10 protein-coding genes are annotated in these 17,037 nt (G+C 41.5%); 6 read left to right on the forward strand and 4 right to left on the reverse strand.

The genetic code is table 11. The features are described 5' to 3' along the window. Positions 1-34: 34 nt before the first annotated feature. Together HR060_RS01365 and HR060_RS01370 are read left to right on the forward strand one after the other, a co-directional pair. Positions 35-2,419, forward strand: coding sequence for a fatty acid cis/trans isomerase (locus HR060_RS01365; protein ID WP_174198462.1), 2,385 nt, complete (start codon positions 35-37; stop codon positions 2,417-2,419). A gap of 77 nt (positions 2,420-2,496) precedes the next feature. After that, entirely contained in the window at positions 2,497-3,690 is a 1,194-nt protein-coding gene (locus tag HR060_RS01370; protein ID WP_174198463.1) for a GAK system CofD-like protein, read from the forward strand. Between the two features lie 135 nt (positions 3,691-3,825). On the opposite strand, the gene HR060_RS01375 is transcribed toward HR060_RS01370, so the two are convergent. The 3 genes from HR060_RS01375 to purL all read right to left on the reverse strand — a co-directional run bounded on the left by HR060_RS01375 (position 3,826) and on the right by purL (position 11,470). Further along, entirely contained in the window at positions 3,826-5,325 is a 1,500-nt protein-coding gene (locus tag HR060_RS01375; RefSeq protein ID WP_174198464.1) for a hypothetical protein, read from the reverse strand. Between the two features lie 118 nt (positions 5,326-5,443). Continuing rightward, positions 5,444-7,186 (reverse strand): hypothetical protein, encoded by a 1,743-nt coding sequence (locus HR060_RS01380; protein ID WP_174198465.1) that lies wholly within the window; start codon positions 7,184-7,186, stop codon positions 5,444-5,446. 390 nt (positions 7,187-7,576) lie between these two features. Further along, a complete protein-coding gene (gene purL, locus HR060_RS01385; RefSeq protein ID WP_174198466.1) occupies positions 7,577-11,470 on the reverse strand; it encodes a phosphoribosylformylglycinamidine synthase in 3,894 nt (1,297 codons plus the stop codon). Positions 11,471-11,787: 317 nt separating this feature from the next. On the opposite strand from purL, the gene mltF reads away from it, so the two are divergent. After that, complete coding sequence (mltF, locus tag HR060_RS01390; RefSeq protein WP_174198467.1) at positions 11,788-13,158, forward strand: membrane-bound lytic murein transglycosylase MltF; 1,371 nt, start codon at positions 11,788-11,790, stop codon at positions 13,156-13,158. Positions 13,159-13,306: 148 nt separating this feature from the next. Then, positions 13,307-13,450, forward strand: a complete 144-nt coding sequence (locus HR060_RS01395) for a hypothetical protein (protein WP_174198468.1) — start codon at positions 13,307-13,309, stop codon at positions 13,448-13,450. Between the two features lie 40 nt (positions 13,451-13,490). On the opposite strand, the gene tadA is transcribed toward HR060_RS01395, so the two are convergent. Next, the gene (tadA, locus tag HR060_RS01400; RefSeq protein WP_174198469.1) at positions 13,491-14,018 is read right to left on the reverse strand and encodes a tRNA adenosine(34) deaminase TadA; all 528 of its coding nucleotides are present in this window, start codon (positions 14,016-14,018) and stop codon (positions 13,491-13,493) included. A gap of 350 nt (positions 14,019-14,368) precedes the next feature. Here tadA and HR060_RS01405 point away from each other — a divergent pair, with 350 nt between their 5' ends. Together HR060_RS01405 and HR060_RS01410 are read left to right on the forward strand one after the other, a co-directional pair. Beyond that, positions 14,369-16,036, forward strand: a complete 1,668-nt coding sequence (locus HR060_RS01405; RefSeq protein WP_174198470.1) for a response regulator — start codon at positions 14,369-14,371, stop codon at positions 16,034-16,036. A 124-nt stretch (positions 16,037-16,160) separates the two neighbouring features. Continuing rightward, complete coding sequence (locus HR060_RS01410; protein WP_174198471.1) at positions 16,161-16,877, forward strand: response regulator transcription factor; 717 nt, start codon at positions 16,161-16,163, stop codon at positions 16,875-16,877. The last annotated feature ends 160 nt before the right edge of the window (positions 16,878-17,037 follow it).

Consider the following 17,037-nt stretch of genomic DNA (forward strand, 5'->3'; position numbering starts at 1 on the left):
TTATAATTAAGTCGTTTTTTGCAGGAGCTTTTGGATGAAGTGGATGTCACACCGTTTAGTTTTTAGTGGCTTGTTAGTTTTTTTCATAATTGGCTGTGCATCCATTGCACAAATTAACTTCGCCCATTTATACGGAGACAGTGAGCCCAAACAGCGACAAGTTGATACACTAGAGGCCAACAATGTGGATTATTGGCAAGACGTGCAACCGGTTATTGAAAGCCGTTGTGTTGTATGCCACGCCTGCTATGACGCACCTTGCCAATTAAATATGAGCTCCATAGAAGGCATTGAACGCGGTGCCACACCGGCTAAAGTCTATCAAGGCACACGAATCCTGCCAGCTCCCCTTACCCGCCTACATTTAGATGCTTTCACTCCTGCACAATGGCGTGAAAAAGGTTTTCATTCAGTGCTTAACGAGTATGCCTCTGCCGATGCTGAATTGGATGCAAGCCTGATTCATCAGATGATCGCCTTAAAAGAGCAAGGCTCCAGTTATGATAATGATGATTTAATCGATGAAGAAGAAATCGATTTAGACATAGATGCTAGTCATCAATGTGTGCAAGTTGAAAGTTTTCACAGCTATGCAAATAAATACCCAGAAAGAGGAATGCCTTATGGTTTGCCGGCTATTTCATCTCAAGAGTTTAAACAAATATCAACTTGGCTAGAGCAAGGTGCACTTTATACTGCCAGACCGACTTTAGATATGGTTTATACCGACAGAGTGAAGCAGTGGGAGCAGTTTTTAAATCAAGACAGCATGAAGGCTCAACTCGTTAGCCGGTATATCTACGAGCACTTATTTTTAGGCCATTTGTATTTTGATGATTTAGCGCCGCAATTTTTTAAACTTGTTCGCTCTAAAACTAAAGCACCCGCGTCAATTGAAGTGATCGCTACTCGCCGACCTTATGACGACCCTAAAGTCGAGCGCGTTTATTATCGATTAGCGCCAGTTGTCGATGCTATCGTCAATAAAACGCACATGCCATACGCTTTAAACCCTCAACGCAAAGCACTTTGGCAACAACTGTTTTTTGATACCGACTACTCTGTTACCCATCTGCCAAGCTACCAACCCGAAGTAGCAGCAAACCCGTTTGTCGCTTACGATCAGCTACCCATTAAATCGCGCTACAAATTTATGTTAGACGAAGCGCAATTTACCATCATGGGTTTTATTAAAGGCCCAGTATGCCGTGGGCAAGTGGCATTAAATGTGATCAACGATCACTTCTGGGTTTATTTTACTGACCCCGACGTCAATCTTGCCAAAGAATACAGCGATTTTTTGCTCAATAACCACGAATTACTAGAGCTACCAGCAACAAAAGAAAATATTTATTTACCGCTCACTAACTGGGTGAGTTATGCAGACCAACAGCAAGCTTTTTTCAAAGCAAGGGATAATTTCTTCAGTCAAAAACAAGCTGAGAATATAGCAAACACAGGAAAAAGCCTTATCAACCTCAACGTTGTTTGGAATGGTGAGTTTGCAGAAACCAGTGACAAAAACGATAACGCGGCACTGACTATTTATCGCCACTACAACAGCGCGACGGTTGCAAAGGGTTTAGTAGGAGAAAAGCCTAAAACCAGTTGGCTAATTGGTTATACCCAACTAGAGCGTATACATTATTTACTGGTTGCTGGCTTTGATGTATTTGGCAATGCAGGCCATCAATTACTATCGCGCGTATACATGGACTTTTTACGTATGGAGAGTGAGTCTAACTACTTACAGCTATTACCGAATCAAACTCGTGAGCAAGTTCGCCAATACTGGTATCGCGGCGCGAGTGATGAAGTTAATCGCTACATGCGTTTACCCAAGTTTGAAAGACAAGCCGAACCCGACATTAATTATGTCACGCACAGCCCAGCAGATGAACTCATTACTCTGTTAAAACAAAGGTTAGGTAGCGCCATTAATACAGACTTGTCATCAAATAATGTAGCCCACACCAGCTTAATACAATTACAGCAATTACCTAGCGCTGCAATTAAGTTATTAAGTGAATACTCTATCTTGCAGGTTAATGACGATCCTGTACTTGGCACTCAGTATTACTCACTTCTGCGCAATAAAGCACACAGTAATATCACGTCTATTTTTAATGAGCAGAATAACCGCTTGCCAGATGAAGATACCGTCTCACTATTACCGGGTATTGTCGCCAGTTACCCCAATACTTTTTGGAGTATCGACTATCGACAATTATCAGCGTTTATTCAGGCCATTAACCAGCTTGAAGATGAAAGTGATTACCGTGATTTAATGGAAGATTATGGTATTCGACGCACGCACCCCGATTTTTGGGATTTTAGCGACGAATTACACCAAGATTTTTCGGTATTATCTCCGCACAATGCGGGTTGGTTAGACTTTAACCGCCTAGAAAACCGTTAAAGTCTTGATGAAGAAAAGCTTTCTATTTTTGTTAAAGCCGCTAATCTATAGCTAATTGTAATATTTATAAGAACTATATGGCTAAAGTTACAATCTCACGTCTTGCTCAGCTGCCTGATAGAACCCGTATTACGCGTTATCAGAAAAACCCCGAGCTTGGCCCTAATCTGCTGTTTTTTAGTGGTGGCACGGCGCTTAATCAATTTAGCCAATTATTAAAAACTTATACACACAACAGCGTTCACCTTGTTACGCCTTTTGACTCAGGTGGCAGCTCAGCTAAATTACGTGAAACATTTGATATGCCGGCAGTAGGCGATTTACGCAATCGTTTAATGGCACTGGCCGACAATTCTTTGCTGGGCCATGCAAGTGTTAAGTACCTGTTTAGCTATCGCTTTGACCCAGAGCAATCACAAGACTATTTAAAAAGCCGACTAGAAGGTATTGCCAGCGGCCGAGATATATTGATCAGTGATATTGCGCCTAAAATGCGCAAAGTGATCACGCAGCACTTGAACGACTTTTTACAGCACATGCCTGGGCACTTTGATTTAAGAGGTGCCAGTATCGGTAATTTAGTATTAACTGGTGGCTACCTAGCCAATGATAGAAAGCTCGGAGCCGTCCTTAGGCAATTTACCAAACTTGCCAATGTACTGGGTACTGTACGATTAATTACTACAGCCGACCTGCATTTAGCTGCTTACCTACAAAATGGCCAAGAAATCATTGGCCAGCACAATCTAACAGGCAAAGAAGTATCCCCGATTGTCAGTCCGATTGAAAATGTCGAGCTCGTTTCATCACTCACTCAAGGTGAAACGGTTCAAACCCAGCTAGATGTAAAGAATAAAAAGTTAGTTGAAAAAGCCGAGCTCATTATTTACCCACCAGGGAGTTTTTATTCGAGCCTTATCGCTAACTTATTGCCGTATGGCGTTTCACAAGCCATTGTAAACAATGGGAATGCCAAAGTGTTTATTCCTAATTTAGGAAATGATCCTGAAACTTTAGGTTTAACGCTTGAAGATATGATCACACGATTATTGACCGCAATGCAGTCGAAACTCGATAAACCCGCTCAGAATAATCAGTTGATCAGCTTTGTTTTACTCGATAGTAAATACGGTGAATACCCTGGCGGTATCCCCAGAAAGGCACTGAAAGATTACGGTATCAAATTAATTGATACTCGATTAATCAGAGATCCAGATTCACAAAAGTACGACAACGATTTACTCGTTGCCGCACTGTTGTCACTAACCTAATAGTTCAAATCAAGCCTTACTCAATTTCAAACACTGATAACGGTGGTGTTGGCTCATCATTTTCGTGATCACCCACAATATAAATTAAATCGTCAGCGATATAAAAATCACTTGGGCTGGCAATTAACTCAGGGTCTAATCAAATACTGCCAGAATTTCACCCGCCATGTTAATTTGCAATAACTTGGTATAACGCTCTGAAATAACAAAAATATCACCTTGATAAAATTGCACACCCTGAGCATCATATTCATAAATACTGCCCTCAACTTCATCAAAATAACTCAGAGATGTTTGGCTGACGACATTAAATGCGCTATCGACAACAATAAGCTGATCAACTTCGTTTTCATTGTCGGAATCAGATACAAAGAAAAACTGCTGGCTAGCATCATCAAAAGCCATCCCCGAGAAAGATAATGCATCACCTTGCTCATCTGTAGCCGTTACAAAATGTTCAGCATAGAGCGAATAGACACCATCGGTGCGCCTAAACTCCCCTACTAACCCTGCATCGGTTAAGGCAAAAAAGATCTCATCACCGCCCACAATCGCTTCAGTACAGCCCTGATTACAATTAATCGACTCAAATACTAAGTCGACTTGCTCTAGTAGGTTGAGTTCGGCATCAAGAATGAAGGTTTCCGCTTGGTCAGTAATGACATACCAACCGCCATCAGTTTGCTGCCAAAGGCCAGAAGGCTGTTTAATGCTATCGGGCATGGCAACTTGAGCAACTAAATCAAGTTCACCATTATCTTCAATTGGACCTTGCCCCAATAGCTCAGAGCGATCGGCCACAACAAAAATATTATTTTCTTGGGCATTGGTGCTGACCACGACTTCGACATCTGGCATTAAACTGACATCAGTAAACTCAACCCCTTCAAAACCTGCTAAATACCAAGATTTTTGATGCTCAATGACCAAGTTTTCGCCGTAATTAACGTGATAATGCATAACGTTAAACCCCGTAGAGTCTTGACCTAATAACACTAAGCTTTCTTCTTGAATGGCTAAACCGTAAATAGCCATGTCTCCGATTAAGTCAAACGAAAGGGTTATCTCAGTATCAGTATCAAAAAAAACCAACTGATGCGCATTACTGTCATAAAGCCAAGCAAAGTTACCCACCTCAGGTACCGCAAGCTCGGTCAAGCTCGCCGATTCAAAACTAAAATTTACATGAGTTTGATTGACCTGATCGACAATATCGAGCCCATCACCACCGGTTACGTACCAATAAACATCTTCTTGGCGCTCCACATCTACTGCATTGAGAACATCGCTTTGGGTATCAAAGCTCTGATAAAACAACTCCATAGACGCTGCATCAATTGCTCCATATTCAATACCTTGTTGAAAAACATCCACATCGGGTGCATTGACATCGAGACTAGTGACTTGAGTTATAGGCATCTCACCTGTGGGATAAGTTACATAGAGTGCAACAGGAAAGTCTTCAACCAACTCTTGCTCTAAATTAGGTGCAACTAATTCTATTTGTCCAACTGGGGTTGGTGTTGGTTCAGGCGTAGGGGTTTTATTTTTATTGTTGTTATTATCACTTCCACCACAGGCAGCTAAGGCAAATGTTAAAGCTAAAGCAACAGCAGTTTTTGAGAATTTCATCATGGGCTCCTTTAAAGACGTTACTCAAAATCGAGATAAAGCTTAAAGAAGTGAATGTCGATAAAGTGTCGACTACTCATAAGAAAATGCCTGAGCTTAGTCAGGCATTATTATTGGCCGATTAAACCTTTTTCCGGCGTATTGTTATGAAAGCAAATAATGCGAGTAGGTTCCATAAGTTAACCAAGCCACCACCCGAAGAACCAGAACTCGTTGCTCGAGCTGTATCTCTACTATCGGAGCTGCTCTGCGTCTCACTCTCTGTAGCTGTTTCAGACTCAGTTGCTGTTGTGGTGTCAGTTGTAGTTTCTGTCTCTGATTCGGTTTGTGTTTCCTGCTCGGGTTGCTGCACAGTCACACTCCAAAAATCAGTTGTTGCCTCATCGCCAAAACGAATAATACTGGTTTGGCTGGCAAAATAATCATCGCGGCTAATGTGACGAACACATAAATAATCGCCTGTATTAACGGAAATACTTTGCGACCAAGTTTGTAAGTCAGCACTACAACTGGCTGTGCTACTAGTTGAAATCTCACCTAAATCAACAGAGGCTTGCCAGCTACCCGAAATTTCAGATTGAATTTGTACTGGCTCTGACGTAATCAGTGTATTTAATTCAACATCTTCTTGGTAAGTAAATGAAATACCTTCAAGTACAGCCTGTGTTGAGCCATCGCTGGCAATGCCATTAAATTTAAGCAATCTAACCGTACCGCCATATTGACCAGCCATGATCAATTGATTGTTATAACTTGTGATCATTTCACCAATTGGGTACATATTGGCAAAATAATCATCAAGATCGGCAGGCTCAGTTAAATCAGCGACATAGTTGGCATTACCATCAAAAACACGCATATAAGGAGCTTCAGTACCGATAAATGGTTTGCCATAAACGACAAATAAACCATTATCTAAAACCGTGCTTGCATAAAAAATATCTCTATGATCAATACCAGGTAAAGCATCATATCTTTCGATTAAATCACCCGATGTCATTGCAGTTAATACTAAACCTGGGGTATGTGAGGTACTGCCACCAAAACCGGTTGCTAACATCACACCTTGTTCATTAATAGCTAGATCGTAAAGCGTACCTAAGCTTTGCTCACCATGAGTAAAATGTGAGCCAAACACCAAATTACCGTTAGTATCAAACTTATATAAACTTGGGTTATTTAATCCGGCACCAGCAACATAAATAGCATCTTGATAAGCAACAATCGCCATACCCTTACCTGAATCAGGGTAACCGTCAGCGGCGAGTTCTAAAACCGCTAAACCATTATCACCAAAACTGTTGTCGTATTGACCCGTTAAATCCATTTTCGCTAAAAAGAAATCATCAAAACCAGCATGACCATCAACCTCGCCGGTAAAATAAAGCGCATCTTGATAAATGGCGAGATCGTTAATTTCATTACCAATAGGGTCAAGCTGAAAAGTATAAACACCGTTATCAGCAAAATCGGTATTAGCAGTACCATCGGCATTAAAGCTATAGATATAACTAGCAATTGGCCCTTGAATGCTGACAAAAATCAGACCGCTATCGTCAGCAACTTCCATACCGCTAATGACTTGCATATGCCCCAAATCTGCTGTGGCTTCAAAACCCGCGATTGGCTGACCCGATTGGTCAAATTTAACCAGCGTCATTACCCCTTTTTGGGTATCAGTGGCGTATAAAATAGTGCCGTCAGCTAAAACCTCAATGGCCTGTGAGTCTTGAGCCGTAATTCCCTCGATAGTGGCAATACCTTGATCGCCAAACGAAGTATCTAATGAAAGGCCAGCATTGGCGATAAATGAAGTACCCGCCAAAGCCACACCGGCCGCGAGAATAGATGTGTAGTGTTTCATATGTACCCTGTTATTATTTTTTATTCCGTTATTACTTTCTTGCTGTTTACCTGCATGTTGCAACTAACAGCTTTGTCGTTAAAACCCTATCCAATCTCCTTAACAAAGAGGAACAAGCTCCCTCCAACAGAGTTTTAACAATCGAATAACTTATAAAAAATAAACAATAGAAAATGTTAATTGCTTCACAGGTTTGTTTAACGGATAAGTTAATTAAATAACAAAAAGCCCCGTTAGCTTTCACTAACGGGGCTTTTTAAATCTTGCTTGTTAATCAAGTAGTTGGCGTTTAGACAAAGCCGTCGAGTTTTGAGACCCTAGGCGCGTAGCTTGCCTACGTAACTAGGGCGATAAACGACGACAATGCCGTATAAACGTCAAATACGACGATTAACCTGTGAATTTACGAGCGTTGCGGAACATACGTACCCAAGGCGAATCTTCTAACCACTCATCTGGTTTCCATGAGTTAGTTACCGATCTAAATACACGCTCTGGGTGAGGCATCATCGCCATAGCACGACCGTCTGCTGAAACTACACCTGTGATACCTTCTGGAGAACCGTTCGGGTTAGCTGGGTAAGTTTCAGTTACTTGACCGTAGTTATTCACATAACGTAAAGCGACTGCGCCTGATTTATTGAACGCATCGAAGTGTGCTTGGTCTTTAAACTCGGCACGACCCTCACCGTGAGAGACGGCAATACCCATACGTGAGCCATTCATGCCATCGAAGAAGATAGAGTTAGAATCTTGTACTTCAACCATGCTGAAACGCGCTTCAAAACGCTCAGATAAGTTGCGTACAAAACGTGGCCACTCTTGGGCACCTGGGATTAACTCTTTTAATGTCGATAACATCTGACAACCGTTACACACACCTAATGAGAAAGTGTTGTCGCGGTTAAAATATGTTTGGAACTGTTCACGTGCTTTGTCGTTGAATAAAATTGATTTCGCCCAACCTTCACCGGCACCTAAAACGTCACCGTAAGAGAAACCACCACAAGCAACTAAGCCGCGGAATTGCTCTAAGGTAATACGACCTTCTAAGATGTCACTCATGTGAACGTCAATCGCTTCAAAACCAGCACGGTTAAATACCGCTGCCATTTCTACGTGCGAGTTAACACCTTGTTCACGTAATACCGCAACTTGTGGCTTAGCACCTTTAGCGATAAATGGTGCAGCGATATCTTCATTAATATCGAAAGTTAATTCTGCGTGTAAACCTGGGTCTTTAACGTCTGCTTTAGCATCGTGCTCTTGCTGTGCACACTCTGGGTTGTCACGTAAAGATTGCATCTTATGTGTTGTTTCTGCCCAGATTTGACGGTATTCGCTACGAGGTGCAGTTAATACGGCATTCTCACCTTCAACGATTGAAATTGTATCTTCATCGTTTAACGTACCGATATCGAATACTAAGTCGCTGATACCGTGCTCGGCAAATACAGCGTTAACAGCCTCTAAATCTTCCGCTTTAACCTGAACAACCGCACCTAACTCTTCACTAAATAGTGAGTTAATTGCTAAGTCGTCTAATTCAGCGATATCAACACTCACACCTGTCTTACCCGCAAAGGCCATTTCAGCTAATGTTACGAATAAACCACCGTCTGAACGGTCGTGGTAAGCTAATAACTTGTTATCAGCGACTAATGCTTGTACTGAATTGAAGAAGCCTTTTAATGCTTCTGGGCTATCAACATCTGGTGTTGACTCACCTAATTGCTTGTAAACCTGTGCTAAACAAGAACCACCTAAACGGTTTTTACCCGCACCTAAGTCGATTAATAATAAACGGCTATCGCCTTTATCTGTGCGAAGTTGTGGTGTGACTGTCTTGCGTACATCTTCAACACGACCGAAAGCGGTGATCACTAATGATAATGGTGCAGTCACGTCTTTTTCTTCGCCGTCTTGCTGCCACTTCGTCTTCATCGACATTGAGTCTTTACCAACAGGGATCGTTAAGCCTAATGTTGGACATAACTCTTCACCTACAGCCTTAACCGCTTCATAAAGACCGGCATCTTCACCTGGGTGACCAGCTGCTGACATCCAGTTAGCTGATAACTTAATGCGTTTTAGATCGCCAATATCAGCTGCTGCAATGTTCGTTAATGATTCAGCTACGGCTAAACGCGCAGATGCACCAAAGTTAAGTAATGCAACTGGTGTACGCTCACCCATTGCCATTGCCTCACCGTGGTATGAATCTAATGCAGCCGTTGTTACTGCAACGTCTGCTACTGGTACCTGCCAAGGACCAACCATTTGGTCACGCGATACCATGCCCGTTACTGAACGGTCACCGATAGTGATAAGGAAAGTTTTCTCAGCGATGGTTGGTAAGCGCAATAAACGCTTAGCTGCATCTTCAACTGTGATATCGGCTGTGTTTAATGGCTGACCTTCAGCGTATTGCGATTTAACATCACGGTGCATTTTAGGTGCTTTACCCAGTAATACATCAAGCGGTAAATCGATTGGCTGATTGTCGAAATGTTCGTCGTTCAGCGTTAAGTGAAGCTCTTCTGTCGCCGTACCGATAACTGCATATTCAGCGCGTTCACGCTTACATAATTCTTCAAATTTCGCTAAGTTTTCTGGCGCTACAGCTAATACATAACGCTCTTGCGATTCGTTACACCAAATTTCTAATGGTGACATGCCCGGCTCATCGTTTGGTACATCACGTAATTCGAAGATACCACCACGACCACCGTCGTTTACTAGCTCAGGCATAGCGTTTGATAAACCACCTGCGCCCACATCATGGATAAACGCGATTGGGTTTTCATCACCTAACTGCCAACACTTATCGATCACTTCCTGACAACGGCGTTCCATTTCTGGATTTTCACGTTGTACTGAAGCAAAATCTAAATCTTCAGCCGATTGACCCGATGCCATTGAAGATGCTGCACCGCCACCAAGGCCGATGTTCATCGCAGGACCACCAAGTACTACTAACTTAGCACCGACAGGGATTTCACCTTTTTGCGTGTGCTCTGGGCGAATGTTACCTAAACCACCAGCAAGCATGATTGGCTTGTGGTAACCACGCACTTCTTCACCGTTGTGGCTGTTTACTTTTTCTTCGTAAGTACGGAAGTAACCCGTTAATGCTGGACGACCAAATTCGTTGTTAAATGCTGCGCCACCTAATGGGCCTTCAAGCATAATGTCTAATGCAGAAACGATACGCTCTGGCTTACCAAAGTCTGTTTCCCAAGGTTGTTCGAAACCAGGAATTTTAAGGTTAGATACAGTGAAACCTACTAAACCAGCTTTTGGTTTAGAACCACGACCTGTTGCACCTTCGTCACGAATCTCACCACCAGAACCTGTTGCTGCACCTGGGAATGGAGAAATAGCAGTTGGGTGGTTGTGTGTTTCAACCTTCATTAAGATGTCGATTTGCTCGTTTGAGTAATCGTAAACACCTGTTTCTGGGTTAGCAAAGAAACGACCGCCTTCAGAACCGACCATAACCGCTGCGTTATCTTTATAAGCAGAGGTTACATAATCTGGGTTCGTTTCCATTGTATTTTTGATCATTTTGAACAATGACTTAGGCTGGTCTTCACCGTCAATTGTCCAATCGGCATTGAAGATCTTATGACGACAATGCTCTGAGTTCGCCTGCGCGAACATGTATAATTCGATGTCGTTTGGATTACGACCTAACTTGTTGAAGTTTTCAACTAAATAATCGATTTCATCCTCTGCTAACGCTAAGCCTAATTCAATATTGGCTTTCGCTAATGCTTCACGGCCACCTGATAAAATATCAACTGATGTGTGTGGCGCAGGTTCCGCTTTGGCAAATAATGCACTGGCGGAGGCAAAGTCAGTGAAGATGACTTCCATCATGCGATCGTGAATTAACGCTTTAACCGCTGTTAATTGCGCATCAGATAATTCGCTTGCTGATTCGATGTAATAAGCGATACCGCGTTCAACGCGCTTAACTTTTGTTAAACCACAGTTGTTAGCAATATTGGTCGCTTTTGAAGACCAAGGTGAAATTGTACCCGGACGTGGTGTTACTAAAAGTAATGTACCCGCTGGCTCATGCTCAGCAATCGTCGGACCATAAGTTAAAAGCTTGTCTAATTTAGCTTGCTCATCAGCAGTTAAATTCTCTGATAAATCAGCAAAATGCGCGTATTCAGCGTAAAAGCCTGTTACTGGAATATTTTGCTCTTTGCAGCTTGCTAAAAGTTGATTAACTCGGAAGTTAGAAAGGGCTGGGGCACCACGAAGGATTTCCATAAGTAGAATCACCTTGAAATGAAAACTAATAGGGTCAATTTAAGGTGGCATATTATAGAGAAAACTCAAACTGATTGCGACTTGTGCAACAAAATAAAAAATATATCCCCAAAACAGTCGCAAAAGTTCAAAAAACAAACGCAGCAAGAACACGTTAAAACCGCACCTTTGGGGCTATTTTTATTGACCCCCAAGGGGCAATTCGATAACCTTTTTCATGGTTTATTTATTTAGCAGTGATTTTTGTCTTGAAAAAAAGCATTTTAAAACAAAGTGATAGAATTTTTACGCGGGCACTTTTCCGTGGGCTTTGTGCTATGTGCTTACTCTTACTAACTGCGTGTAAAGCTGAAAAACCACTCAATCAAGCTGAGCAAATAGAAAAAGATGGCAAGATCACCGTTGGTACACTTTATGGTCCAACGACTTACTACATAAGTAAAGATGGTCCGGTTGGTTTTGAGTATGAATTGATTAAAGGTTTTGCTGATTATTTAAACGTCGAGTTAGATCTCAAGCCATCATATTCAATGAACGAACTCTTTCCTCAGCTTGAAAGCGACCAACTTGACTTTATTGCCGCTGCATTGGCCGTCACACCAGAGCGACAAGCATTTTTGCGATTTGCCCCCAGTTACCAAACGATCAATCAAATTGTAGTTTTTAAGCAAGGTAATGATTGGCCGAGAAACTTATCTCAATTAAAAGGTAATTTAACCGTAGTGAACTCAAGTTCTCACGATGAATACCTCAACCAAGAAGAAATTAAACAACAACTCAATATTGAGTGGAACAAAACAGACACTCAAGATGTAGAAGAATTAATGCAAGCCGTGCTCAATGGCGAAATAAACTACACTGTCGTTGATTCTAATCACCTTGCCATCAACCGCCGTATCTATCCTGAATTAAGCAAAGCCTTTACGTTAAAAAAAGGAGAGGAATTAGCTTGGGCATTTAAGCAATCACAGGACGATTCACTCTACGCATTATTTATTGATTACTTTGGCAAGATGCAAACGTCAGGTAAGTTAGCCGTATTGGAAGACAAGTACTTTGGCCATGTACGTCAATTTAACTATGTGGATACTAGAGAGTTTTTAGCTTCAGTCGAAAAAGTGCTGCCTAAATACTTGCACTGGTTTAAACAATACGCCGAGCAGTACGCCATTGATTGGCGCTTATTAGCTGCCATCAGCTACCAAGAGAGCCATTGGAACCCGAGAGCTAAATCGCCAACGGGTGTCAGAGGCATTATGATGCTTACCCAGCCAACCGCTAAACAGGTAGGCGTAACCAATCGACTAGAGCCAGAGCAAAATATTCGCGGTGGTGCCCGTTATATCTCTAGTTTGATGAAGCGTATTCCAGCAAGAATTCAAAACCCAGATAGACTCTGGTTTGCTCTAGCCGCTTATAATATTGGCTTGGGCCATTTAGAAGATGCTCGTCGATTAACGCAACGTTTAGGCGGTTCACCTGATAAATGGATCGACGTGAAGAAATACCTGCCATTATTGCGCAAGAAGCAATATTACAAAACCACGCGATACGGTTACGCCCGCGGTAATGAAGCGGTGACCTATGTAGCCAATATTCGTCGTTACTATGATTCTTTGCTTTGGTTGGATAACAGTGCTAGTTTACCTGTAAGCCAGAATATAACTGAGCAATCAGCTAGCAAGTAACCTACCTTCAGTGTCTCTGGCCAATGTAAAGTTATATTGGCGAAATTACACAGATAAAAAAGAGTAAAAACCAACCGAAAAAACTTTCATTAAACTGTCACAATGCTAACGTTTAATGAGGATGATTAAAAAACATGAGGACTATATTATGGCGAATCGCCTACAACGTCGTCGCTTAACAACAAATACGCGACGTAAACATTTATTGAAGAAACTGCACACTCGTATTGTTAACCGCAGAAAAATGTTCGCTAACCTAGCTATGGAAGACGAGAATTTAGTAACCAACTAATGACTCGTCTTTTTTAATTCCACCTTAAACAACTCTGAATCTAATCTTCACGCTTTAACTTCTGCTCTTGCAAACGCTTCGCTTTTTTTGCGGCTTTTATTTCGGCTCTTCTTCGTTTAAAAAATGCAGATAACTTTTCACTACACACTTGTTGCAACACGCCCGATGTGATTTCAACTTGATGATTTAATACAGGGTGCTGTAGTAAGTTCATAATAGAACCCGCCGACCCCGTCTTTTCATCCATAGCACCAAATACAATGCGTTTAATACGACTGTGTACCAACAAGCCTGCACACATAGGACACGGCTCAAGGGTGACATATAAAGTGCAATCGATAAGTCGATAATTACCTAATCGCTTACCTGCTTGCCTAACTGCAATCATTTCTGCATGAGCCGATGGGTCGTTTAGCGTGATGGATTGATTCCACCCTTCTCCAACCACTTGTTCGTTGTGAACGACAATTGCACCGACTGGGATTTCACCTTGCGCTTCTGCTTTATCGGCTAATAGCAATGCTTGTTCCATCCAATGGCGATCAGAATCAATGAGTTTTTCTATCATAAAAAATTAGCTTACAACGCCTCTTATCAATTTACATACCCGTTACAAGAAGCGAAACAAAGTCGTTACACTACTTAACTTTTGTCCAACTAAATCTATTTTATACTCGGCACAGAATATATTTTAGCCACGAGAAACGGTAAATGTGGGTCAGTGGATACATTTTAACAACGCGTTAGAAACGCACTTTGTCAGTACTGGCCAATATTGGGCAGCACAAAGCAAATAGGTATTCCACAATCACGCCAAGTAGACTTGGCGTATTAGGCTTCAATATATCACAAATCACACTGAGCATTGGCGACAATGCAAAGGTGTTTTCGAAGGGCTATAAAAGATAAGGACGAAGTATGCAGTTTAATACTTTCTCTAATGCACTGGCATTAATCATTGATGATTGTCCGTTAGTCAGGACAAGTACTAAATCATCATTGACTAAACTCGGTTTTCTCAGTGACAACATAGATGTTGCTGCAGATGTTAAAACCGCTTTGGCACTGAGTCAGACACGTGCTTATGCGTTAATTATTTGCGATTACAACCTAGGTAAAGGCGCCAATGGCTATCATTACTTTGATGAAGCAAGAGAAATTGAACTCATCAGCCCCGATACTGTTTTTATTATTGCAACAGGTGATTCATCTCGCCCCGTCGTCAGAAAGTTTGCTGAGCTAGCTCCCGATGCTTACCTTATCAAACCACTTAGCTTTGCGATGTTAGAGTCGAGGATCCCAAGATTACTTAAACACAAAAAAGGATTAACCAAACTGAAAATTGCCTATGCAGAAGGCAATTTCACCAAAGTCATTACCGGTGCAAAAACGCTGATCAAACAAGCGCCAAGTTTGATGAATGAGGCCAGTTTATTATTGGCCAAAAGCCAAGAGAACATTGATCAAATAGACGAAGCAATTGAAACGCTTAATCAACCTCAATTGATTGAAAACTACTTCCCCTGTGCAAAAAAGCTCATCGAATTACTTATCAAACAAAGTGATTATGACCATGCCAAAAAGTTACTCAAACCTATGGCTGAGCACCCTATTCACTCAGGTACCGCACAAGAACTACTCGCCGAAATAGCCTTGTATGAAGACGACTTGGACAAAGCGAAAACACATATAGAGTTTGCTAAAAACGTTAACCCTCAGCACATCCACAGGCAAATAAAGTGCAGTTATATAAATCTAGCTCAATTTAATTTAGCCAATGCTTGTCACTCGGCGCTTGCGGCCGATGACAATGCGCAATTGGTTTATCGTCATGATATTAATTTAACCCGATTGTGCATTAGTTTATTACTTGATCAAGTTCAATTTGCTGACAACCAAGCATGCCAGCCCAATGACGCAGAACTAAAAGAAAAACTTAGAAACTACCATTACAAGTACGCGACTAACCAGGCTCACCCTTATGAACTTGTAGCTAAAGCAAGAATTGCGGCTTTAAATAAAAAAGGCCATGAAGCACATGGTTTATTAGAAGAGTACCACGCCAGTTTATACTCAGATCAGTATGCTCAGTACCACTCATCGCTTATTGAAAAGTTGGACTATATCAAGTGCTTACTTGCACTAGGTGAGTTAGACTCAGCCCTTGAGAAAACTAAACTGCTCAAAGGCAGTAAAGAGTATCAATCACAGATTTTTAGTTTTGTTTGTTTGGCTGCGTATGTTGATTACTTAGAGCAAGTTATCAAACGCAAACAAACCGCGACCCGTCATTTAACGACCGATATTAAAAAGCTCATTTTGGATAATCAATACCTCGAAGCCAGCGCCAAATTGGCCGAGCACTTAACACTGTTAAGTAAAAATGAGTTTTTGCTCAATACCTTTATTCAGTGCTTAACCTGCGCATGGCCACCCAATTGGTCTAAAGCACAAGTCATTGATGCCGCAGATTTTTGTAAAGGAAACCTGATTGCTTTGGATGCCAAGCTCGATGAGCAACAAGCGACTAACCTCGCCTTACTCGCTGAGCAGCTCGAAATGCCCGAACTCGATTTTGTTCAATAAGCATTCAAACTTTACCTTTATTTACAGTGTGATACATGAACCATACAAACAAGAAACACTCTAATAAATTAGTAACAGTAAATAAGATTTATATAGATACAACCAGAGTTGAGGTGTAATTAAGATGAAATCAATACTCTTAGTCGAAGACGATAAAATTATTTCTACAGCAATAAGCAAGCAGTTGGAGAAAAAAGGTTATCTTGTATATCAAGCCTTCAAAGGTGACTCGGTTATGAGAATGCTAATTCGCCATGCACCTGATTGTGTATTGCTTGATATTGGCCTGCCTAACCGTTCAGGATTTTCGGTGTGCGCCGACCTTAAAACCTTTTACAAAGGTCCGGTGCTTTTCTTAACAGCTCAAGATTCACCAGAAGTGGAAGTGACGTGTTTTAAGTTAGGCGCAGATGACTTTATTTCTAAATCAGCTCCGTTTTCAGTACTTTACCAACGCATTAAGCGCTTGTTAGAGCCAATGCCACAGGAACAAGTGGATAAGCAGAATAGAGTTGAAATTGGCGGCCTAGTCATTGATAAGAAGAGCTATCAATGCAAGTTCTTTGAACAAGATGTGCCACTCACCAATGAAGAGTTTGAATTGCTATTTTACTTAGCATTGCAAAAGAATGAGCTGGTTACCCGAGATAACATTTATATCACGTTAAAAGGCATTACTTACGATGGTATTAGCCGAGGTGTAGACATTTCCATTTCACGTATTCGCGAAAAGCTCAATCGCGTCGGCATAAACAAACAAGTCGTTACATCGGTGAGAGGTAAAGGCTACATTCTAAAATCCAGCATTTTAGAAAATGAAGTACTACTTGATACCGCGTAAAACGCCCCTATGTCTTAATTAAGGACTCGCTGCTAATCACCTATGCAGCGAGAACTTGATGATAAAATAACCACTTTGTTTAGCATTTAAACAACTAGTTTGATCTAAGCCAAAAAAAGTCAGTTTTTTTACGAAAAAACGCTGAAATACAGGCGAACTA

The sequence above is a fragment of the Marinifaba aquimaris genome, from assembly GCF_013328345.1.
GTDB lineage: Bacteria > Pseudomonadota > Gammaproteobacteria > Enterobacterales > Alteromonadaceae > Marinifaba > Marinifaba aquimaris.

Bases quoted from the DNA above. Each gene is read 5' to 3' on its own strand.
- HR060_RS01410 (WP_174198471.1), top strand. From the start codon at position 16,161: ATGAAATCAATACTCTTAGTCGAAGACGATAAAATTATTTCTACAGCA.
- mltF (WP_174198467.1), top strand. From the start codon at position 11,788: ATGTGCTTACTCTTACTAACTGCGTGTAAAGCTGAAAAACCACTCAAT.
- HR060_RS01370 (WP_174198463.1), top strand. From the start codon at position 2,497: ATGGCTAAAGTTACAATCTCACGTCTTGCTCAGCTGCCTGATAGAACC.
- HR060_RS01380 (WP_174198465.1), bottom strand. From the start codon at position 7,186: ATGAAACACTACACATCTATTCTCGCGGCCGGTGTGGCTTTGGCGGGT.
- HR060_RS01375 (WP_174198464.1), bottom strand. From the start codon at position 5,325: ATGATGAAATTCTCAAAAACTGCTGTTGCTTTAGCTTTAACATTTGCC.
- tadA (WP_174198469.1), bottom strand. From the start codon at position 14,018: ATGATAGAAAAACTCATTGATTCTGATCGCCATTGGATGGAACAAGCA.
- HR060_RS01395 (WP_174198468.1), top strand. From the start codon at position 13,307: ATGGCGAATCGCCTACAACGTCGTCGCTTAACAACAAATACGCGACGT.
- HR060_RS01365 (WP_174198462.1), top strand. From the start codon at position 35: ATGAAGTGGATGTCACACCGTTTAGTTTTTAGTGGCTTGTTAGTTTTT.
- HR060_RS01405 (WP_174198470.1), top strand. From the start codon at position 14,369: ATGCAGTTTAATACTTTCTCTAATGCACTGGCATTAATCATTGATGAT.
- purL (WP_174198466.1), bottom strand. From the start codon at position 11,470: ATGGAAATCCTTCGTGGTGCCCCAGCCCTTTCTAACTTCCGAGTTAAT.